The following is a 20188-nucleotide window of genomic DNA, read 5'->3' on the forward strand; positions in this document are numbered from 1 at the left end:
GCGTCACGAAATGTTGACCGGCGCCCGTGGATAACCGGGGCCGGATCTGGGGACAGCGCTGGGGATAACCTGTGGATACCCAGCGTGCCCTGTGGGTAACGCTCCGCCGTCCACAGCGGGCCGTGTTCGTCCACAGCCGCCGTCCACACATCCTGTGGACAAAAAACCCGGCCTGACCTGCGCGAACGGGGTTATCCACGGTTTCCACAGGCCCTACTACTACTGCTACACCTATAGACCCATCGACTCGTTCAAAAGCGGGTGGGGCCAAAATCTGTGGACAACGGATCCCCGACATCTGTTCGGGTTGCTTCCGCCCGTCTGCCCCGTCTGTCGGTGGAGTACGTCAGACTGTCCTCGGCGACTGGAAGCGGAGCGGCAGAGCTCGGCGGCCAGCCGAACCGACGATCAAGACCAGACGAACCAGACTTGCGAGCGGGAGCGCTCGATCCAGGAGGCGGTTACCGGTGAAGTTCCGGGTGGAGCGTGACGTCCTCGCGGAGGCGGTGGCCTGGGCTGCCCGCAGCCTCCCGGCACGGCCGCCGGTGCCGGTGCTGGCCGGCCTGCTGCTGACGGCGCAGGAGGGCAGCCTGGCGCTGTCCGGCTTCGACTACGAGGTCTCGGCCCGGGTCGAGCTGGAGGCCGACATCGAGGAGGCCGGCACCGTCCTGGTCTCCGGCCGGCTGCTCAACGACATCTCGCGCAACCTTCCCAACAGGCCTGTGGAGATCTCCACCGACGGCCAGCGGGTCAGCGTGGTCTGCGGCAGCTCGCGGTTCACCCTCCCCACCCTCCCGGTGGACGAGTACCCGGCCCTGCCCCAGATGCCGACCGCGACCGGCACCGTCTCCGGAGACGTCTTCGCCTCCGCGGTCAGCCAGGCCGCGGTGGCCGCCGGCCGTGACGACACCCTGCCGGTGCTCACCGGTGTGCGGGTCGAGATCGAGGGCGACCGGATCACCCTGGCCGCCACCGACCGCTACCGCTTCGCCGTCCGCGAGCTGCTCTGGAAGCCCGAGCAGCCGGACATCTCCGCGGTCGCCCTGGTGCCCGCCAAGACCCTGCAGGACATCGCCAAGTCGCTGGGCAGCGGCGACAACGTCTCGATCGCGCTCTCCTCGGGCGGCGCGGGCGAGGGCCTGGTCGGCTTCGAGGGCGCCGGCCGCCGGACCACCACCCGGTTGCTGGAGGGCGAGTTCCCGAAGTTCCGCAGCCTCTTCCCGACCGAGTTCAACGCCATCGCGGCGATCCAGACCCAGCCCTTCCTGGAGGCGCTCAAGCGCGTCTCGCTGGTCGCGGAGCGCAACACCCCGGTCCGGCTGAACTTCGAGGAGGGCGTCCTCACCCTGGAGGCCGGTTCGGGCGACGACGCCCAGGCCACCGAGCGGATCGACGCCTCCCTGGAGGGCGACTCCATCTCGATCGCCTTCAACCCGGGCTACCTGGAGGAGGGCCTCAAGGCCATCGACTCCGCCTACGCCCAGCTGAGCTTCACCACGCCGACCAAGCCGGCCCTGCTCAGCGGCAAGGCCTCGGTGGACGCCGAGGCGGACGAGGCGTACCAGTACCTGATCATGCCGGTCCGCCTCTCCGGCTGATCCCCGCCGGCGCCGCACGCGTTACCCACAGGCTGTGCACAGCCTGTGGAAGGCCTCCCCCGGTCGGCCCGACCGCGGGGAGGCCCTGTCGCTTCAGCGCGTAGGCTCAGGACAGCGCGGCAAGGGCGCCGCCGGCAGGCACGTCACCACAGGTAAGGACTTGGTCATGGAGCTCGGCCTCATCGGTCTCGGCAAGATGGGCGGCAACATGCGCGAGCGGATCCGCCGCGCCGGCCACACCGTCATCGGCTACGACCGCAACCCGGACATCTCCGACGTCGAGAGCCTCCAGGAGCTCGTCACCAAGCTTCAGGGCCCGCGTGTGGTCTGGGTCATGGTCCCGGCCGGGGCCGCCACCCAGGCGACCGTCGACGAGCTCGCCGAGCTGCTCTCCCCCGGCGACGTGGTGGTCGACGGCGGCAACTCCCGCTGGACCGACGACATCAAGCACGCCGAGGCGCTGGCCGCCAAGGGCATCGGCTTCGTGGACTGCGGCGTCTCCGGCGGCGTCTGGGGCCTGGAGAACGGCTACGCGCTGATGTACGGCGGCGACGCCGAGCACGTCGCCAAGGTCCAGCCGGTCTTCGACGCGCTCAAGCCCGAGGGCGACTTCGGCTCCGTCCACGCGGGCGCGGTCGGTGCCGGCCACTTCGCGAAGATGGTCCACAACGGCATCGAGTACGCGATGATGCAGGCCTTCGCCGAGGGCTGGGAGCTGCTGGAGGCCGCCCCCGAGGTGACCGACGTGCGCGAGGTCTTCCGCAGCTGGCAGGAGGGCACCGTGATCCGCTCCTGGCTGCTCGACCTGGCCGTCCGCGCCCTGGACGACGACGAGCACCTGGCCAAGCTCAAGGGCTGGGCCGCCGACTCCGGCGAGGGCCGTTGGACCGTCGAGGCCGCGATCGACCACGCCGTGCCGCTGCCGGCGATCACCGCCTCGCTGTTCGCCCGGTTCGCCTCCCGCCAGGACGACTCGCCGCAGATGAAGATGATCGCCGCGCTGCGCAACCAGTTCGGCGGCCACGCGGTCGAGTCCAAGTAGTCCCACCGGTTTTCCACAGAAGGCGAGCGCAGTCCACAGCCATGCACGTCGCGCATCTGTCGCTCGCCGACTTCCGTTCCTACGCCCGGGCCGAGGTACCCCTCGACCCGGGCGTGACGGCCTTCGTCGGCCCCAACGGCCAGGGCAAGACCAACCTGGTGGAGGCGATCGGCTACATCGCCACCCTGGGCAGCCACCGGGTGGCCACCGACGCCCCGTTGATCCGGCTCGGCGCGGAGCGGGCGGTGATCCGCGCCTCGGTGCTGGCCGGCGCCCGCAGCACCCTGGTCGAGCTGGAGATCACCCCCGGCAAGGCCAACCGGGCCCGGATCAACCGCTCCGACAACGTCCGCCCGCGCGACGTGCTGGGCCTGCTGCGCACCGTGCTGTTCGCCCCCGAGGACCTCAGCCTGGTCAAGGGCGACCCGGGCGAGCGCCGGCGCTTCCTGGACGAGCTGCTGACCGCCCGGGCCCCCCGGCTGGCCGGGGTCCGGCAGGATTACGAGCGGGTGCTCAAGCAGCGCAACGCCCTGCTGAAGACCGCCGCGATGGCCCGCCGGGCCGGTGGCGGCAAGGGTGCCGACCTCTCCACCCTGGAGGTCTGGGACGGCCATCTGGCGCGCGCCGGAGCGGAGTTGACCGCCTTCCGGATCCAGCTGGTGGCTGCCCTGCAGCCGCTGGTGGCGGCCGCGTACGGGCAGCTCGCGCCAGCCGGCGGCGAGATCGGGCTGGAGTACCGGAGCTCCTTCGAGGGCGAGCTGCCGGGCAGCCGGGAGCAGGCCGAGGAACAGCTGCTGCGGGCCCTCCAGGCCGCCCGTAAGCAGGAGGTCGAGCGCGGGCTGACGCTGGTCGGGCCGCACCGCGACGAACTGGTGCTCAAGCTCGGCCCGCTGCCGGCCAAGGGCTACGCGAGCCACGGCGAGTCCTGGTCGTTCGCGCTGGCGTTGCGGCTGGCCTCGTACGAGCTGCTGCGCGCCGACGGCGGGGAGCCGGTGCTGATCCTGGACGACGTCTTCGCCGAGCTGGACGCCTCCCGCCGGGACCGGCTGGCCGAGCTGGTCGCCGGCGGCGAGCAGGTGCTGGTCACCGCGGCCGTCGCCGAGGACGTGCCGAAGGCGCTGGCCGGGGCCCGTTACACGGTGGCGGACGGCGCGGTGCGCCGGGTCGACGCCTGAGGTCCGGCCGCTCCCGTACGCTGGACGGCTCACCGGCGCGCGACCGCGACGGTTGTCCACAGGCTGGGGAAAGGAGATCGCCGTGAGCGAGCCGGCGGAGCACTTCCCGAAGCCCTCCGGCCCGGTGCCGGCCGGCGCCCGGCTGACCGGCGCCGACCTGGCCCGCTCGGCGCTGCGGGCGGCCCGGGCACAGGCCCGGGAGCGCGGCGAGCAGGTCCGGGAGAAGCGCGAGGCGAAGCGGCACGGGCTGCGCAGCGGAGCGCGCTCGGACGGCCGTGACCCGGTGCCGCTGGGCGCCGCGCTGAACCGGCTGCTGACCGAGCGCGGCTGGGAGTCCTCGGCGGCGGTCGGCGGGGTGATGGGCCGGTGGAGCCAGATCGTCGGCCCGGACATCGCGGCGCACTGTGAGCCCACCTCCTACGACGACGCGGCAGCGGTGCTCACCGTGCAGTGCGACTCCACCGCATGGGCAACTCAACTGCGCTGGCTGGCCAGGCAGTTGGTGGCCCGCCTGAACCACGAGCTGGGCCATGGCACGGTCAAGGTGATCAAGGTGCTGGGCCCCGCCGCCCCGGTACGCGGTTACGGACGGCTGCGCGCGCCGGGGAGCAAGGGGCCGGGCGACACCTGGGGCTGAGTCCGGCCGGCCGGGTCGCGAGCGGACCGGGATCCTCCGGAACCCCTGACGGCCCTTCCAGGCGGTCTGGGCCCCCGGGGCGAGTATCGGGACACGTGCAGAGGGGATTCAGGGCGGCGTATCTGCCCTCAGAGGCTGCCAAACGCCCATCTATGTCAGTCGTACCGGTAGACTGAAGGCCAAACACTGTTGCTAGTGGCAACCGAGTCGAAACGCCGTGGTCGCACGCCCGCCCACACGGGGTGGGGATGCGGCCCGTGCTGTGCCAGAGAGGGCGCTTCGTGGCCGATTCCGGCAACCCCAGCCAGACCCCAGACCAGACCGACCAGGCGACCGAGAGCACCTACACCGGTAGCAACATCCAGGTGCTGGAAGGCCTCGACGCCGTCCGCAAGCGCCCCGGCATGTACATCGGTTCGACCGGTGAGCGCGGGCTGCACCACCTGGTGCAGGAGGTCGTGGACAACTCCGTCGACGAGGCGATGGCCGGGTACGCCGACACCATCGACGTCACGCTCCTCGCCGACGGCGCGGTCCGGGTGGTCGACAACGGCCGCGGCATCCCGGTGGACATCGTCCCAGGTCAGGACAAGCCGGCCGTCGAGGTCGTGCTCACCGTCCTGCACGCCGGCGGCAAGTTCGGCGGCGGCGGCTACGCCGTCTCCGGCGGTCTGCACGGTGTCGGCGTCTCCGTGGTGAACGCGCTGTCCACCAGGCTCTCCGTGGAGATCCACAAGGACGGCAGCATCTGGACCCAGGACTACAAGATGGGTGCCCCGACCGGTCCGCTGGTCAAGGGCGAGCCGACCGACCGGACCGGCACCACGGTCACGTTCTGGGCCGACGGGGACATCTTCGAGACCACCGTCTACTCCTTCGAGACGCTCTCCCGGCGCTTCCAGGAGATGGCCTTCCTCAACAAGGGCCTGTCCATCTCGCTGATCGACGAGCGCCCCGAGCACGCGGACGAGGAGGGCAGGCCGCTCTCCGTCACGTACAAGTACGACGGCGGCATCGCCGACTTCGTCGCCCACCTCAACTCCCGCAAGGGCGAGGTCATCCACCCCTCGGTGATCGACTTCGAGGCGGAGGACAAGGACAAGGCGATCTCGGTGGAGATCGCGATGCAGTGGAACTCCTCCTACACCGAGGGGGTCTACAGCTTCGCCAACACCATCCACACGCACGGCGGCGGTACCCACGAGGAGGGCTTCCGCGCCGCGCTGACCGGCCTGGTCAACCGCTACGCGCGGGACAAGAAGCTGCTCCGCGAGAAGGACGACAACCTCTCCGGCGAGGACATCCGCGAGGGTCTGACCGCGATCATCTCGGTCAAGCTCGGCGAGCCGCAGTTCGAGGGCCAGACCAAGGACAAGCTCGGCAACACCGAGGCGAAGACCTTCGTCCAGCGGGTGGTCCACGAGCAGCTGAACGACTGGCTGGACCGCAACCCCAACGAGGCCGCGGACATCATCCGCAAGTCCATCCAGGCCGCCACCGCGCGCGTCGCCGCCCGCAAGGCCCGTGACCTGACCCGCCGCAAGGGCCTGCTGGAGAGCGCCTCGCTGCCGGGCAAGCTCAGCGACTGCCAGTCCAAGGACCCGGCCGAATGCGAGATCTTCATCGTCGAGGGTGACTCCGCCGGCGGCTCGGCCAAGCAGGGCCGCGACCCGCGGATCCAGGCCATCCTCCCGATCCGCGGCAAGATCCTGAACGTCGAGAAGGCCCGGATCGACAAGGTGCTGCAGAACACCGAGGTCCAGGCGCTGATCTCGGCCTTCGGCTGCGGCATCCAGGAGGACTACGACGAGTCCAAGCTCCGCTATCACAAGATCGTCCTGATGGCGGACGCCGACGTCGACGGACAGCACATCCGCACCCTGCTGCTGACCCTGCTGTTCCGCTTCATGCGGCCGCTGGTCGAGTCCGGGTACGTGTACCTGGCGATGCCGCCGCTGTACAAGATCAAGTGGGGCAAGGACGACTTCGACTACGTCTACTCCGACCGCGAGCGGGACGCCACCATCGCGGCCGGCGTCGCGGCCGGCCGACGGCTGCCGAAGGACGACGCGATCCAGCGCTTCAAGGGTCTCGGCGAGATGAACGCCGAGGAGCTCCGGGTCACCACCATGGACCAGGCCCACCGGCTGCTCATGCAGGTCACCCTGGAGGACGCGGCCCGTGCCGACGACCTGTTCTCGGTCCTGATGGGCGAGGACGTCGAGGCCCGCCGCTCCTTCATCCAGCGCAACGCCAAGGACGTCCGCTTCCTGGACGTGTGACCGGGGCCCTCCCCGCCAGCACAGTCCAGTCACGCGTGAAAGGAAACTGACCACCAGTGGTCGACGACAACCGTCCCGACGGCGAGCAGCCGGACGCCAGCACCGCCACCGACACCTTCGTGTCCCGGGTCGAGCCGATCGAGCTCGAGACCGAGATGCAGCGCTCCTACCTCGACTACGCGATGAGCGTGATCGTCAGCCGGGCGCTCCCCGAGGTCCGCGACGGCCTCAAGCCGGTGCACCGGCGCGTGCTCTACGCGATGTACGACGGCGGGTACCGCCCCGAGAAGGGCTACTACAAGTGCGCCCGCGTCGTCGGCGACGTCATGGGCAACTACCACCCGCACGGCGACACCTCGATCTACGACACCGTGGTCCGGCTGGCCCAGCCGTGGTCGCTGCGGATGCCGCTGGTCGACGGCAACGGCAACTTCGGCTCCCCGGGCAACGACCCGGCCGCGGCCATGCGCTACACCGAGTGCAAGATGATGCCGCTGGCCATGGAGATGATGCGGGACATCGACGAGGAGACCGTCGACTTCGCCGCCAACTACGACGGCCGCTCGCAGGAGCCCACCGTCCTGCCCGCGCGCATCCCCAACCTGCTGATCAACGGTGCCACCGGCATCGCGGTCGGCATGGCCACCAACATCCCGCCGCACAACCTCCGCGAGGTCGCCTCCGGCGCGCTCTGGGCGCTGGAGCACCCGGACGCCTCCAACGAGGAGCTGCTGGAGGCCCTGATCGAGCGGATCAAGGGCCCGGACTTCCCGACCGGCGCCCTGATCGTCGGCCGCCGCGGGATCGAGGAGGCGTACCGCACTGGGCGCGGCTCGATCACCATGCGCGCCGTGGTCGAGGTCGAGGAGATCCAGGGCCGCCAGTGCCTGGTGATCACCGAGCTGCCGTACCAGGTCAACCCGGACAACCTCGCGCTGAAGATCGCCGACCTGGTCAAGGACGGCAAGGTCGCCGGCATCGCCGACGTCCGCGACGAGTCCTCCTCGCGCACCGGCCAGCGCCTGGTGATCGTGCTCAAGCGCGACGCCGTCGCCAAGGTCGTGCTGAACAACCTCTACAAGCACACCGACCTGCAGACCAACTTCGGCGCCAACATGCTGGCCCTGGTCGACGGCGTGCCGCGCACGCTCTCGCTGGACGCCTTCATCCGGCACTGGGTCAACCACCAGGTCGAGGTCATCGTCCGGCGCACCACCTTCCGGCTGCGCAAGGCCGAGGAGCGGGCGCACATCCTGCGCGCCCTGCTGCGCGCCCTGGACGTGATCGACGAGGTCATCGCGCTGATCCGGGCCTCGGAGAGTGCCGACGCCGCCCGCACCGGCCTGATGGGCCTGCTCTCCATCGACGAGCTCCAGGCCAACGCGATCCTCGAGATGCAGCTGCGCCGCCTGGCTGCCCTGGAGCGCCAGCGGATCACCGACGAGCACGACGAGCTGCAGCGCAAGATCGACGAGTACAACGCGATCCTGCGTTCGCCGGGCCGCCAGCGCGAGATCATCTCCGAGGAGCTCACCGCGATCGTCGAGAAGTACGGCGACGAGCGGCGCTCCACCCTGATCCCGTCCGACGGCGACCTCTCCATCGAGGACCTCATCGCCGAGGAGGACATCGTCGTCACCATCACCCGTGGTGGCTACGTCAAGCGGACCCGCTCCGACCTCTACCGCTCGCAGAAGCGCGGCGGCAAGGGCGTGCGCGGCGCCCAGCTGAAGCAGGACGACCTCGTCGACCACTTCTTCGTGACGACGACCCACAACTGGATCCTGTTCTTCACCAACAAGGGCCGGGTCTACCGCGCCAAGGGCTACGAGCTGCCGGACGCCGGGCGCGACGCCCGCGGCCAGCACGTGGCCAACCTGCTGGCCTTCCAGCCGGAGGAGCACATCACCCAGGTGATGGCGGTGCGCACCTACGAGGACAAGCCGTACCTGGTCCTCGCGACCCGGGCCGGTCTGGTGAAGAAGTCCCAGCTGAAGGACTACGACTCCCCGCGCTCCGGCGGCCTGATCGCGATCAACCTGCGCCAGGACGACCAGGGCCGGGACGACGAGCTGATCGGTGCCGAGCTGGTCTCCGCCGAGGACGACCTGCTGCTGGTCTCCAAGAAGGCCCAGTCGATCCGGTTCACCGCCACCGACGACGCGCTGCGGCCCACCGGCCGCGCGACCTCGGGCGTCAAGGGCATGTCCTTCCGCGAGGACGACGAACTGCTCTCGATGAACGTGGTGCGTCCAGGGACGTACGTCTTCACCGCCACCGACGGCGGTTACGCCAAGCGCACCGGGGTGGACGAGTACCGTGTCCAGGGACGCGGCGGCTACGGCACCAAGGCGGCGAAGATCGTCGAGGGCCGGGGCTCGCTGGTCGGCGCTCTGGTGGTGGACGACACCGACGAGATCATGGCGATCACCCTCTCGGGTGGGGTGATTCGTACAAGGGTTTCCGAGGTTCGTGAAACCGGACGTGACACCATGGGCGTCCAACTGATCAACCTCGGAAAGCGCGACGCGGTGGTGGGCATGGCCCGCAACGCGGAGGCCGAGGACGAGGAGGGCACGGAGGACGAGGCGGCGGGTACCGAGTCCGCCGAGTCCACCGGGTCGGCCGAGGGTATCGAGGGTGTGGAGACGGCGCCGGGCGGCGAGGACGCCCAGGCCTGATCCCGATCGCGTCGGCCGGTACCGCCGCGTCCGTACAGGGCGCGGCGGTACCGGCCGCCGACCAGTTCCGGGCAATCCCGCCGGGCGCTGGGGTGACGAGTGACGAAGCAGGCCGGCGCAGCCGTCCTGGCGGGAAGTGCGGGAGGACCAGGTGAGTGGAGCCACGGGTGCTGCGGGAGGAGCCACCGGCGGCCGTCCGGGCGCAGCACAGGGCGGCGGGGGGTACGGCGGGCCGCAGCCGCCGGCCGAGCACCCGGCCGCGTCCACCTCGCTGATGCCACCGGTCGGTGCGGCGGGTCAGGGCGGCGGGGGGACCTACGGCGGTCAGCCGACACCGCCGGCTTCGGGTGCGCCGGGGCAGGGCGGGTTTTCGCAGCCGACCACGTACGCCAAGGGGCAGCCGACGCCGCCCCGGGGGACCAGGGTGGGCAACACCCCGCCCGGCGGTACGCCCGTTCCCGGCGGGGCCGCCGCGCGTCGGCCGGCCGGCGCACCGGCCCCGGCCGGAGCGGGCCTGGGCCGGACCCGCAAGGCCCGGCTGAGGGTGACCAAGGCCGACCCCTGGTCGGTCATGAAGGTCAGTTTCCTGCTGTCGCTGGCGGTCGGGATCATCATCATCGTCGCGGCCGCGGTGCTGTGGATGACGCTGGACTCGCTCGGCGTCTTCGACTCGCTGACCAAGACCCTGAAGGACGTCACCGGCTCGGACACCACCGGCGGCCTCAACCTGATGGACTACGTCGGCTTCGGCAAGGTGATGACCTTCACCTCGCTGATCGCGGTGGTCGACGTGGTGCTGCTGACCGCGCTGTCCACGCTCTCCGCGTTCATCTACAACGCGGCGGCCGGCTTCACCGGCGGCATCGAGCTGACCCTGGCCGAGGAGGACTGATCCCGGCCACACCGGCCGGTTTCTGATCCCGGGTCAGATTTCCGTCCGCGGACGGAATGGGCGGGCCCCGCAGGCTGTTGCAGCCTGCGGGGCCCGCTGGCATTCGGGTGACAGCCGACTCCCGCGGCGTGCCGCCCGATTTGGGGCCGGGCGCGGTGGGATTAGCTGGGTGCGCCCGTTCCGGGCTCCGACTGCCGCAGGCCGCCCCCCGGTCCGACTGGCCGGGGCTGGTACGGCTGTGCAGGTACGGCTGGACGGAGGCGCGCGATGGCTCAGCTCGCAAGTCAACTGGTCGAGGCCCTGGAGGGGCTACTGGGGATCCCGGTGCCGCTGCGGGTGCAGGCGTGGGACGGCAGTGTCGCCGGGCCACCGGGGGCGCCCACCGTGGTGCTGCGCGGCCGCCGGGCGCTGCGCCGCCTGCTCTGGCAGCCGGGCGAACTGGGCCTGGCCCGCGCCTATGTCTCGGGGGACCTGGAGCTCGCCCCCGGCGCCGACCTCTACGAGGTGCTGGCGGCCGTGGCGCTCTTCGCCGAGCGGCCCGAGATCCGCCGGCTGCGGCTCGGCCCGGCCGATGTGCTCGGCCCCAAGGGCCGCCGGGTGCTCGCGGCCCTGCTGCGGGCCGGTGCGCTGGGCCCGCGGCCCGTCCCGCCGCCGGAGGAGGCCAGGGCCGTCCAGGGGCGGCTGCACAGCCGCAGCCGGGACCGCGCGGCCATCAGCCACCACTACGACGTCGGGAACGACTTCTACGCCCTCGTACTGGGCCCGTCGATGGCGTACTCCTGCGCGTACTGGGCGCCCGCCGCCAAGAGCCTGGAGGCGGCCCAGGAGGCCAAGCTCGACCTGATCTGCCGCAAGCTCGGCCTGCGGCCCGGGATGCGGCTGCTGGACGTCGGCTGCGGCTGGGGCTCGCTGCTGCTGCACGCGGCGGAGCACTACGGGGTCACCGCGGTCGGCGTCTCCATCTCGACCGAGCAGGTCGCGCTGGCCCGGCGGCGGATCGAGGAGGCCGGTCTCTCCGGGCGGGTCGAGGTCCGCCTCCAGGACTACCGGGAGATCCAGGACGGCCCCTTCGACGCGATCTCCAGCGTCGGCATGGCCGAGCACGTCGGCGCCGAGCAGTACCGCGTCTACGCCGAGGGCCTGCACGGGCTGCTGGTGCCCGGCGGCCGGCTGCTCAACCACCAGATCGCCCGCCGCCCCGACCACCCCGGTGAGCCGCACCGCACCAGCCCGTTCATCGACCGCTACGTCTTCCCCGACGGGGAGCTCTCCCCGGTCGGCAGCACGGTGGCCCGGCTGGAGGAGGCCGGTTTCGAGGTCCGTGACGTCGAGTCGCTGCGGGAGCACTACGGCCTGACCCTGCGCGAGTGGGTGGCCAACCTGGAGGCGCGCTGGACGGAGGCGGTCGGTCTGGCCGGTCGCGGCCGGGCCAGGGTCTGGCGGCTGTACATGGCGGCGTCCGCGCTGGCCTTCGAGCAGAACCGCATCGGGGTCAACCAGATCCTCGCCGTCCGTACCGGCCCCGAGGGCGAGGCCCGGTTCCCCGCCACCCGCGAGGAGTGGCTGCTGCGCCCGGCCGACACCCCCCACCTGCGGCCCTTCGCCACCGGTCCCGAACCCGCCGCCGCGACCCCCGCCGACCCGGATTTGGGAGATCGGCCATCGGTCCGCTAATCTTTCAGTGCGGCAAGGGCCTATAGCTCAGACGGTTAGAGCGCTTCCCTGATAAGGAAGAGGCCACAGGTTCAAGTCCTGTTAGGCCCACCGGCGCGAAGGGCCCGGAGTGATCTCACTCCGGGCCCTTCGACGTTTTCTTGGCCGCCGCCGGAACTGCGCGCCGTCCCCGGGTGTTGTCGGGGGTAGGGCGAGTGGAGGGATGGTGGCGGTATGGCGCTGTTCTGGGCGATGAGCATTCCGGGGCTGGTCTGTGCGCTGGTGGCCCTGGCCTTTCTCGATCAGCTGGCGCTGCGGGCGCGGAAGTCGCGCTGGGTGCCCTGGCGGGGGACGGGCCGGGAGGGGCAGGTCTCGGCGACGGGGTTCGAGCAGTTGCACGCGCAGTTCGCGGCCGGCAAGCAGCACGAGCTGGACGAGCGGCGGAGCACGCTGATGCTGCGCGACGAGGAGGGCGAGGGGGCGCCGCCCAGGACCAGGGTGGACCTGGCGGCCGGTACGGCGGTGGTGGTGCCGACGACGCGCCGGTAGCGGTTCGGGCGGCGGTCCCGGGGTGTCGTGGGCGGGCCGGCCGCAGGGCAGAAGGTGTGGCGTCAATCCTCCGGCCGGACCGGTTGGTTGGAGGCAGCGGCGGCTGGTCACGATTGGGACACCGGTGTGTATCATCGGCCGCAAGGGCAGTCCGGCACCCGACAGCCCGTTCGCACTCGAAACAACTCATGGACTCGTCGGCCCGGCCAATCCGGCCGGAGCACGGCTGTTGAGTCCGCAACGCAAGAAGGACGAGGTCCCGCGGTGAAGAAGCTTCTCCTGGTCGCCCTGGTCGCCCTCGGCGGCTTCTTTGTCTACCGTCAGGTCCAGGCGGACCGCGCCGAGCAGGACCTGTGGACCGAGGCCACCGACCCGGTCCCGGCCGGTCGCTGAGGCCCCGGACGATCTGACGATCGACGATCTTCGGAGGCGCCGGGCGGCGCCTCCCGGGTCGGCCGGCCCGGTCCTGCGACCGGGCCGGCCGACTTCCGGACACCGTCCCGGCGGAAGGTGCGGGGAGAGGGCGTGGGATTCGCGCCAGGACCCGGTACGCTAGTGCCCGTCGGTACGAGTGGTGCCGTCGAGGGGCTTTAGCTCAGTTGGTAGAGCGCTGCCTTTGCAAGGCAGATGTCAGGAGTTCGAGTCTCCTAAGCTCCACAGTTCACAGCTGTGGAAACAGCCGATCGGCCGCTGACCTGAATCCGGGTCAGCGGCCGATCGGCGTTCTCGCGCCCGTGCGGCCGGTCAGTGCGGCTTGCGCGGGTCGTGCGGCTTGGGGTGGTCGTCCTCCTCGCCGGGTGGCGGACCGGGCCTGGTGGCGTCGGTGGCCGCCTCGCTCCCGGTCTCCGGGTCCGATTCGTCCACCGGTGATCCGGCCGGAGCGCCGCCGCCCACGGCGTGGGCGCCGGTGTGCGGGGCCGTCGCGGCGGGGCCGCCCTCCCCGCTGGTCGTCGCGGACTGCCCGGCCGGCGGCTCGACCAGCCACTCGGGGTTGCTGCGGTGCCGCCACCACTGCCAGATCACGATGCCGCTGCCGATCGCGACGGCGCCGGCCACCGCCAGGCCGGTGGCCCAGGCGTTGCACTGCTTCTTCCTGAGGTTGCGGGCGGCGAGGTGGCTGATCTCGGCGGAGGTGACATTGCCCTGGAGCGCGGTCAGCGCGGCGGCGCCGCGGGTCTGGGCCTCCTGGGCGACCGGGGTGACGGCCGCGCGGGCCTCCTCGACCACCTGCACCACCTTGGGGCCGACGTTGCTCCTGGCCTGGTCGGCGGCGCGGGCCGCGGAGAGCCGGGCGGCCAGAGCGGCCTCCTGGGTGCGGTGCAGGGCCTTGAGGGCGTGCTGCTGGGCCTCGGGGGGCAGGCTGGCGAAGGCGTGACCGAACTGCGGGGCGACATGTCTGTCGTACTGGACGCGGACGCTGTGGGCGGCCTGGGCGGCCTTCGGGCCGAGTGCGTCCAGGGCGGGCCCCAGGCGTTGCTTCGCGTCGTCCGCCAGCTGTGCCGCGGTGTCCTTGGCGGTGGCGGCATAGGGCACGAGGGCGTCCCGGGTCTTGCCGGCCGTCTCACGGGCTGAGTCCAAACGGGTCACGAGTCTCTCCTCCTGGTGGCGTCCTTTATGCACATATCCACCTGAATGCTGATCATGCATGCTGATTTGTCCACCAGCACTCCGGAGTGGGCCGTACGCGGGGCGCGGGCGGCGCGGTGGCGGCGGTGGCGGCGCCGGGCGGGACGGGTGTGAACGGCCCGGGACGGGGTCACGATCGAGTCGACGGGGATCACCCCGTCGTTGATCCGGTCGCAGTACGCTGACGGTTCCGGTGGTACCCCGTTCGGCGGGTGGCGCCGGGTCCGCGCAGGAGAAGGGACGACCGCTGATGCTCCCGGACGAGCCAAGGCCGCCGGCCGATCCGACGCCGCGGCCCACGGGCGGGTCCGGGCTGCACCGGTGCTACCGGCACCCCGAGCAGGAGACCGGGATCGGCTGCGGCCGGTGCGGTCGGCCGATCTGCCCGCTGTGCATGGTGAGCGCCTCGGTGGGCTTCCACTGCCCGGAGTGCGTCAGCGGCGGCCACCGCGAGGTGCGGCGGGCGACCACCCGGTTCGGCGGGCAGCTGACCGCGGACGGCGCGCTGGTCACCAAGGTCCTGGTCGGGCTCAATCTGGCGGTCTTCGTGCTGGCCGCGTACGTGCTCAAGCCGTGGCTCGCCAATGACCTGTCGCTGTTCAGCGTCGGGCCGCAGATCACCGGCTTCCCGTCCGGCGTCGCGGCCGGGCCCGATCAGTGGTACCGGCTGCTGACCGCGACCTTCCTGCACACCGCGCCCTGGCACATCGCCACCAACATGGTGGTGCTCTGGGTGATGGGGCCGCCGCTGGAGATGGCGCTCGGCCGGCTCCGCTATCTCGGCCTGTACCTGGTCTCGGGCCTGGCCGGCAGCGCGTTCGCCTTCCTGGTGGCCGGTGGCTTCATGAACTCGCTGGGCGCCTCCGGCGCGGTCTACGGCCTGTTCGGCGCCACCGCGGTGATGTACCGCAGGACCAGGACGCCGCTCGCCCCGGTGATCGCGCTGCTGGTCTTCAATCTGATCGTCACCTTCTCGGTGCACTCGATCGACTGGCGGGCGCACATCGGCGGGCTGGTCGCGGGGACGCTGACCGCGATCGGGCTGATGTACGCCCCGCGCGAGCGCCGGACGGCCGTTCAGGGGCTCACGGTGGCGGTGATGGCGGGCGTGGTGCTGCTGCTGGTCCTGATCGGGACGGCCCGCTACGGCGGGTGACGCATCCGGACGTTTGTCCACAGCGGGTGCGGGGTTGTGCACAGCCGGTGGGAGAAGTGCGCGGTGGACGGCTGTTCTACGCGTGTCCTGCTGTGTGGATTTGCTATTCGGGGGAGGGCGCGCAGGGGTGCGGAAGGCGCGCCGGGCGCGAGTTATCCACAGCCTGGGGGAGCTTTTCCCCAGTGTGGATAACCATGTGGATAAGCCGGATAGCACGATAGTCGCGTTAGCGCGATTGTCGCGTCGGGGCAGGGCAGGGCACAGCGAGGGGCCCCCGACCGGGCCGGTCGGCGGAGTGCGGGCGCACCACCGAGCCGTCCCGGGACGTGACGTCCGGGACGGCGGGTGTGCTCGGGGCCGGAAGACGCTCAGGGGCGGGGCCCCGGCGTCACTTCCACTGGGTGGAGACGCCGAATCCCGCGGCGATGAAGCCGAAGCCCACCAGGATGTTCCAGTTCCGCCAGCTCTCCACCGGCCAGCTGCCGCTGGTCACGTAGTAGGTGACGATCCACACCAGGCCGACCAGGAACAGCGCCAGCATCAGGGGGGCGACCCAGCCGCGGCCCGAACTGATCTTCACCGTGGCCGTCGTCGGCGGGGTGTAGTCGGACTTCTTGCGGAGTCGAGACTTCGGCACGAGGAGCTCTCCTGTCGATGCGCTGTGAGACCGCGCAGGGGGTGCAGCGGAGGTGAGGCGGCTGGTGCTGACGGCTGTGCGGAATGCCATGGGGACCGGCCCCGCACATGCCACCGGCGTCCGTTAGCGTAGTGGCTCTGCGGGTCTGAAGGAGATAAGGGTACGGTGCCTAATTTGTCGATTCCCCCTCGGCCGGCCCGCACCCGGGCTTCCGGCACCCGAATTGTCGGCCGTGCCCTGACCTGCGCCGTCTTCGCGCTCGCCGGACTGCTCTTCTACATCAGCGCGCAGACCGCCCGCGGCACCGATCTGCGCACCGACAACTCCCTGCTGAGCCTCGGCGACGTGATACGCCAGCGGAGCTCGCAGAACCAGCAGGCCCAGGCCCAGCTCGCCGACCTCCAGGCCCGGTCCCAGCAGCTGACCCAGCAGCAGGGCCGCAGCCCGGCCGACGCCGCCCGGCTGGACACCCTGCACCAGGCCGCCGCGCTGGACCCGCTCCAGGGGCCCGGCCTGACCGTCACCCTCAACGACGCCCCGCCGAACGCGACCGCGCGCATCCCCGGGGTGCCCGCGCCCGGCGTCAACGACCTGGTCATCCACCAGCAGGACATCCAGGCGGTGGTCAACGCGCTCTGGCGGGGCGGCGCCGAAGGCGTCCAGGTGATGGACCAGCGGCTCGTCTCCACCAGCGCCGTCCGCTGCGTGGGCAACACCCTGCTGCTCCAGGGCCGGGTCTACTCGCCGCCGTACGTGGTCAAGGCGGTCGGGAAGACGGACGTGCTGCGGGCGGCGGTGGACGCGGACCCGGCGATCCGCAACTACCTGCAGTACGTCCAGGCGTACGGGCTGGGCTGGAAGGTCCAGGAGAGCGGCGACCTCACGGTGCCCGGCTACTCGGGCACCACCGACCTGCGCTCGGCGGGCGGTCAGTAGCGGCCGACCGGCCCGGCGTCCCCCCGGATCCGGCACCGCCCGGTGGGCCGTCTCGGCGGGCCGCCCCCCGGGCTCAGATCACGGGTCTACTCTTGACCCCAGTCTGTTACGTCGAGGGAGCACCATGTACGGCTGGATCTGGCGTCACCTTCCGGGGAATTCCCTGGTCCGGGCCATCATCTCGCTGCTCCTCGTCCTGGGGGTGGTCTACCTCCTGTTCACGTACGTCTTCCCGTGGGCGGAACCGCTGCTGCCCTTCGGCGACGTCACAGTGGACGGCGGCGACGGCGCCGTCGGCTGATCCGGCGGCCCTGCTCTTCCTCCCAGCCCCCGCATCCCACGGAGATAGCGCGCGAATGACCTCCCAGCCGGCCTCCCCCCGCATCCTGGTTGTCGACAACTACGACAGCTTCGTCTTCAACCTGGTCCAGTACCTCTACCAGCTCGGCGCCACCTGCGAGGTGGTGCGCAACGACGAGGTGACGGTCGAGCACGCGGTGCGCCGCGACGGCGAGGCGGGCTTCGACGGGGTGCTGCTCTCGCCCGGCCCCGGCGCGCCGGAGGAGGCCGGGGTCTGCATCGAGATGGTGCACCACTGCGCCAGGATCGGGCTGCCGGTCTTCGGCGTCTGCCTCGGCCTGCAGTCGATCGCGGTGGCGTACGGCGCGGTGGTCGGCCGGGCGCCGGAGCTGCTGCACGGCAAGACCTCGCTGGTCGAGCACGAGGACGGCGGGGTGTTCGAGGGCCTGCCCTCGCCGCTCACCGCGACCCGGTACCACTCGCTGGCGGTCGAGCCGGCCACCGTGCCCGACGAGCTGGTGGTCACCGCCCGGACCGAGAGCGGCGTGATCATGGGCCTGCGCCACCGGGAGCTGCTGGTGGAGGGCGTGCAGTTCCACCCGGAGTCGGTGCTCACCGAGGGCGGCCACCGGATGCTCGCCAACTGGCTGGCCGAGTGCGGCGATCCGCGGGCGGTGGGTCGTTCGGCCGGGCTCGCCCCGGTGATCGGCCGGGGCTGAGCGGGATGACCGCGGTGCGTCCGGAGGGGCGTTACCAGTCGGGGGCGGACGGGCCCGGGGCCGGCGACCAGTACAGCCGCACCGATCCGTACGGTGCCCACCAGGGCGGGCCCGGCGACCGGACGTACCAGGAGCGGCAGCTCCGGCTCGGCGGCCACATCCCGGTCCAGCAGTCCCACCCCTCGCAGCAGTCCGGTCCGCCGCAGGGCGGGGCCGACGACGGCTGGGGCGTGTACGAGCAGGCCGAGCAGCCCGTTCCGGGCGGCCAGGGCGGTGCGGACGACCAGGACGGCGCAGGCCTGCCCGAGTACCCCTGGCTGGCCGACCAGACCCTCCAGCTGCGCCTTCCGCAGGCGCGCGAGGAGGAACCGCCCACCGGTGGCCGGGCCGAGCGCCGGCGTGCCGCCCAGGGCCGGATGTCGGTACGCGCGGGCGGCGGGCGCCGCCGGGCGGGCGGCCGGGCCGGCGGAGCGGCGCGGGTGCGGCCCAAGGAGTCGCCGGTCGTGGTGGCCGCCCGGCTGGTCGGTGAGCTGTGCATAACGCTCGGCGTGGTGATGCTGCTGTTCGTCTCGTACCAGCTCTGGTGGACCAATGTGCAGGCCGACGCGGCCGCCGACGGTGCCCGCAACCAGCTGGAGCAGCAGTTCGACGCCGCCCCGGCCCCCGGCGCGCCGGGGCAGCCGGCGCCGGACCCGGCCAAGCCGGAGGTGTTCGAGCCCGGCAAGGGCTTCGCGATCATCCACCTGCCCAAGCTCGGCCTGAAGTTCCCGATCGCGGAGGGCACCGCCAAGTCGTCGGTGCTCGACAAGGGCCTGGTGGGCCACTACTCCGGCACCGGGATGCCGGCCGACAAGGCCGGGAACTTCGCGCTGGCCGCGCACCGCAACACCCACGGTGAGCCGTTCCGGCACATCAACCAGCTCGGCAAGGGCGACAAGATCGTGGTGGAGACCGCGACCGCGTACTACACCTACGAGGTCACCGGCGGCATTCCGGAGACCCCGCCGTCGAACGTCAGTGTGATCAAGCCCGTCCCCAACGGCGCCGGATACAACCAGGCGGGCCGGTACATCACACTGACCACCTGCACGCCGGAGTTCAGTTCCAAGGCAAGGCTGATCGTCTTTGGCAAGATGATCGAGGAACGGCCGCGGAGCCAGGGCAAGCCGGCCGGCCTCACGGTCAACTAGCACCATGGCGGGCGGCCCGTCGCACGGCGCTCAGGCAGAGGGGGAGATCACGTGACCCAGGACGAGACGGCGGAGTGGGCGGAACCGGCGGCAGAGGCCTTTCCGCCGCCCGCACCCGCCCGTCGGCGGCGGGGCCGCGCGCTGGCCGCGGTCGGTGTCTTCGGCGAACTGCTGATCACCCTGGGCCTGGTGCTCGGCCTGTTCGTCGTGTACTCGCTCTGGTGGACGGACGTGCTGGCGGACCGCTCCGCCTCCGAGGCCTCCGACAAGCTGCGCAGCGCCTGGGCGGCCGGGGCCGGTCCGGGCACCCCTCAGGCCGCCCCGGGCGCCCCCTCGGGGGCGCCCACAGGGCCCGGCACGGCCTACGCGGCGGGCGACGGGGTCGGCTTCCTGCACGTTCCCGCGATGGGCCGGAACTACCAGGTGCTGATCCGGATGGGTACCGACACCGACACCCTGGCCGAGGGCGTCGCCGGGGTGTACGAGCAGCCCTACCGCGCCGCGATGCCCTGGGACGAGACCGGGAACTTCGCGCTCGCCGCGCACCGGGACGGCCACGGCGCCAAGTTCCACGACCTGGACGCGGTCCACAAGGGCGACGCGATCGTGGTCGAGACCAAGGACAAGTGGTACGTCTACAAGGCGGACAGCACCCTGCCGGAGACGTCCAAGTACGACACCGGCATCGTCGCCCCCGTCCCCAAGGGCTCCGGCTACCAGGCTCCGGGCCGCTACATCACCCTGACGACCTGTACGCCGGTCTACACCTCGCGCTACCGGATGGCGGTCTGGGGCAGCCTGGTCCGGGTGGACGACATGGACGCCAAGCGCACCCCGCCGCCCGAGCTGCGTCACTCCTGACCGGTCGGCGCCGGCCGGTCAGGAGGGTCCGACCGACGGACGGCCGGGGGTCGCGGCGGGCCGCTGCCCGGCGTCGCGAGTGAGGCTGCCGGCAGGAACGCCCACGGGCCCGCCGAAGCCGTTCGTAGCGGCTGCCGGCGGGCCCGTGGGCGTTCCCTCAGAGAGCGGTTTGTGAGTGTTTGACTGGTTCTGGTGTCACCTGATGGTGTGAGTGTGGACTGGAGTTCGCTCGCTCGGCGCCGCTGCTCTGCTGG

General features: G+C 71.5%; 18 protein-coding genes and 2 tRNA genes. 18 read left to right on the plus strand and 2 right to left on the minus strand.

The genetic code is table 11. The features are described from left to right. Positions 1 to 467: 467 nt before the first annotated feature. From dnaN to AB0P06_RS30710, 12 genes are all read left to right on the plus strand, one after another. Complete coding sequence (gene dnaN, locus AB0P06_RS30655) at positions 468 to 1598, plus strand: DNA polymerase III subunit beta (RefSeq protein WP_363613057.1); 1131 nt, start codon at positions 468 to 470, stop codon at positions 1596 to 1598. Positions 1599 to 1764: 166 nt separating this feature from the next. Continuing rightward, complete coding sequence (gene gnd / locus AB0P06_RS30660; RefSeq protein WP_363613059.1) at positions 1765 to 2640, plus strand: phosphogluconate dehydrogenase (NAD(+)-dependent, decarboxylating); 876 nt, start codon at positions 1765 to 1767, stop codon at positions 2638 to 2640. A gap of 41 nt (positions 2641 to 2681) precedes the next feature. After that, positions 2682 to 3815 carry a DNA replication/repair protein RecF gene (gene recF, locus AB0P06_RS30665; RefSeq protein ID WP_363613061.1) on the plus strand — a complete coding sequence of 378 codons (1134 nt, stop codon included), beginning with the start codon at positions 2682 to 2684 and terminating at the stop codon, positions 3813 to 3815. A gap of 124 nt (positions 3816 to 3939) precedes the next feature. Further along, positions 3940 to 4452 carry a DciA family protein gene (locus AB0P06_RS30670; protein WP_363613086.1) on the plus strand — a complete coding sequence of 171 codons (513 nt, stop codon included), beginning with the start codon at positions 3940 to 3942 and terminating at the stop codon, positions 4450 to 4452. A 257-nt stretch (positions 4453 to 4709) separates the two neighbouring features. Beyond that, positions 4710 to 6734: a DNA topoisomerase (ATP-hydrolyzing) subunit B gene (gyrB, locus tag AB0P06_RS30675; protein WP_363613063.1), complete on the plus strand. Its 2025-nt coding sequence runs from the start codon at positions 4710 to 4712 to the stop codon at positions 6732 to 6734. A 119-nt stretch (positions 6735 to 6853) separates the two neighbouring features. Then, positions 6854 to 9415, plus strand: a complete 2562-nt coding sequence (gene gyrA / locus AB0P06_RS30680) for a DNA gyrase subunit A (RefSeq protein WP_363613088.1) — start codon at positions 6854 to 6856, stop codon at positions 9413 to 9415. Positions 9416 to 9839: 424 nt separating this feature from the next. Next, the gene (locus AB0P06_RS30685; RefSeq protein ID WP_363613065.1) at positions 9840 to 10307 is read left to right on the plus strand and encodes a DUF3566 domain-containing protein; all 468 of its coding nucleotides are present in this window, start codon (positions 9840 to 9842) and stop codon (positions 10305 to 10307) included. Between the two features lie 267 nt (positions 10308 to 10574). Further along, the gene (locus AB0P06_RS30690) at positions 10575 to 11981 is read left to right on the plus strand and encodes a cyclopropane-fatty-acyl-phospholipid synthase family protein (protein WP_363613067.1); all 1407 of its coding nucleotides are present in this window, start codon (positions 10575 to 10577) and stop codon (positions 11979 to 11981) included. Between the two features lie 16 nt (positions 11982 to 11997). Then, positions 11998 to 12071 (plus strand) — tRNA-Ile (locus AB0P06_RS30695). 123 nt (positions 12072 to 12194) lie between these two features. Continuing rightward, a complete protein-coding gene (locus AB0P06_RS30700) occupies positions 12195 to 12509 on the plus strand; it encodes a DUF6191 domain-containing protein (RefSeq protein WP_363613069.1) in 315 nt (104 codons plus the stop codon). A 264-nt stretch (positions 12510 to 12773) separates the two neighbouring features. Further along, positions 12774 to 12902: a DLW-39 family protein gene (locus AB0P06_RS30705; protein WP_014137031.1), complete on the plus strand. Its 129-nt coding sequence runs from the start codon at positions 12774 to 12776 to the stop codon at positions 12900 to 12902. Between the two features lie 191 nt (positions 12903 to 13093). Continuing rightward, a tRNA-Ala gene (locus tag AB0P06_RS30710) sits at positions 13094 to 13166 on the plus strand. 87 nt (positions 13167 to 13253) lie between these two features. Here AB0P06_RS30710 and AB0P06_RS30715 read toward each other — a convergent pair. Next, entirely contained in the window at positions 13254 to 14096 is an 843-nt protein-coding gene (locus AB0P06_RS30715) for a DUF5324 family protein (RefSeq protein WP_363613071.1), read from the minus strand. 289 nt (positions 14097 to 14385) lie between these two features. On the opposite strand from AB0P06_RS30715, the gene AB0P06_RS30720 reads away from it, so the two are divergent. After that, the gene (locus AB0P06_RS30720; RefSeq protein WP_363613073.1) at positions 14386 to 15291 is read left to right on the plus strand and encodes a rhomboid family intramembrane serine protease; all 906 of its coding nucleotides are present in this window, start codon (positions 14386 to 14388) and stop codon (positions 15289 to 15291) included. A 388-nt stretch (positions 15292 to 15679) separates the two neighbouring features. On the opposite strand, the gene crgA is transcribed toward AB0P06_RS30720, so the two are convergent. Further along, on the minus strand, positions 15680 to 15928 hold the full coding sequence (gene crgA / locus AB0P06_RS30725; RefSeq protein ID WP_350560558.1) for a cell division protein CrgA: 249 nt from the start codon (positions 15926 to 15928) through the stop codon (positions 15680 to 15682). Between the two features lie 180 nt (positions 15929 to 16108). On the opposite strand from crgA, the gene AB0P06_RS30730 reads away from it, so the two are divergent. The 5 genes from AB0P06_RS30730 (at position 16109) to AB0P06_RS30750 (ending at position 19934) form a co-directional block, all read left to right on the plus strand. After that, on the plus strand, positions 16109 to 16864 hold the full coding sequence (locus tag AB0P06_RS30730) for a DUF881 domain-containing protein (RefSeq protein WP_363613090.1): 756 nt from the start codon (positions 16109 to 16111) through the stop codon (positions 16862 to 16864). Between the two features lie 124 nt (positions 16865 to 16988). Beyond that, on the plus strand, positions 16989 to 17165 hold the full coding sequence (locus tag AB0P06_RS30735) for a hypothetical protein (protein WP_363613076.1): 177 nt from the start codon (positions 16989 to 16991) through the stop codon (positions 17163 to 17165). A gap of 55 nt (positions 17166 to 17220) precedes the next feature. Further along, positions 17221 to 17883, plus strand: coding sequence for an aminodeoxychorismate/anthranilate synthase component II (locus tag AB0P06_RS30740; protein WP_363613078.1), 663 nt, complete (start codon positions 17221 to 17223; stop codon positions 17881 to 17883). A 5-nt stretch (positions 17884 to 17888) separates the two neighbouring features. Next, complete coding sequence (locus tag AB0P06_RS30745; RefSeq protein WP_363613080.1) at positions 17889 to 19073, plus strand: class E sortase; 1185 nt, start codon at positions 17889 to 17891, stop codon at positions 19071 to 19073. A 51-nt stretch (positions 19074 to 19124) separates the two neighbouring features. Beyond that, positions 19125 to 19934: a class E sortase gene (locus tag AB0P06_RS30750; protein ID WP_363613082.1), complete on the plus strand. Its 810-nt coding sequence runs from the start codon at positions 19125 to 19127 to the stop codon at positions 19932 to 19934. The last annotated feature ends 254 nt before the right edge of the window (positions 19935 to 20188 follow it).

Source organism: Kitasatospora sp. NPDC088351, assembly GCF_040685575.1.
Lineage (GTDB): Bacteria > Actinomycetota > Actinomycetes > Streptomycetales > Streptomycetaceae > Kitasatospora.

Excerpts from the sequence above, each read along its gene's own strand:
- AB0P06_RS30690 (WP_363613067.1), top strand. The coding sequence starts at position 10,575 with ATGGCTCAGCTCGCAAGTCAACTGGTCGAGGCCCTGGAGGGGCTACTG.
- AB0P06_RS30740 (WP_363613078.1), top strand. The coding sequence starts at position 17,221 with ATGACCTCCCAGCCGGCCTCCCCCCGCATCCTGGTTGTCGACAACTAC.
- AB0P06_RS30700 (WP_363613069.1), top strand. The coding sequence starts at position 12,195 with ATGGCGCTGTTCTGGGCGATGAGCATTCCGGGGCTGGTCTGTGCGCTG.
- AB0P06_RS30745 (WP_363613080.1), top strand. The coding sequence starts at position 17,889 with ATGACCGCGGTGCGTCCGGAGGGGCGTTACCAGTCGGGGGCGGACGGG.
- AB0P06_RS30720 (WP_363613073.1), top strand. The coding sequence starts at position 14,386 with ATGCTCCCGGACGAGCCAAGGCCGCCGGCCGATCCGACGCCGCGGCCC.
- AB0P06_RS30735 (WP_363613076.1), top strand. The coding sequence starts at position 16,989 with ATGTACGGCTGGATCTGGCGTCACCTTCCGGGGAATTCCCTGGTCCGG.
- gnd (WP_363613059.1), top strand. The coding sequence starts at position 1,765 with ATGGAGCTCGGCCTCATCGGTCTCGGCAAGATGGGCGGCAACATGCGC.
- recF (WP_363613061.1), top strand. The coding sequence starts at position 2,682 with ATGCACGTCGCGCATCTGTCGCTCGCCGACTTCCGTTCCTACGCCCGG.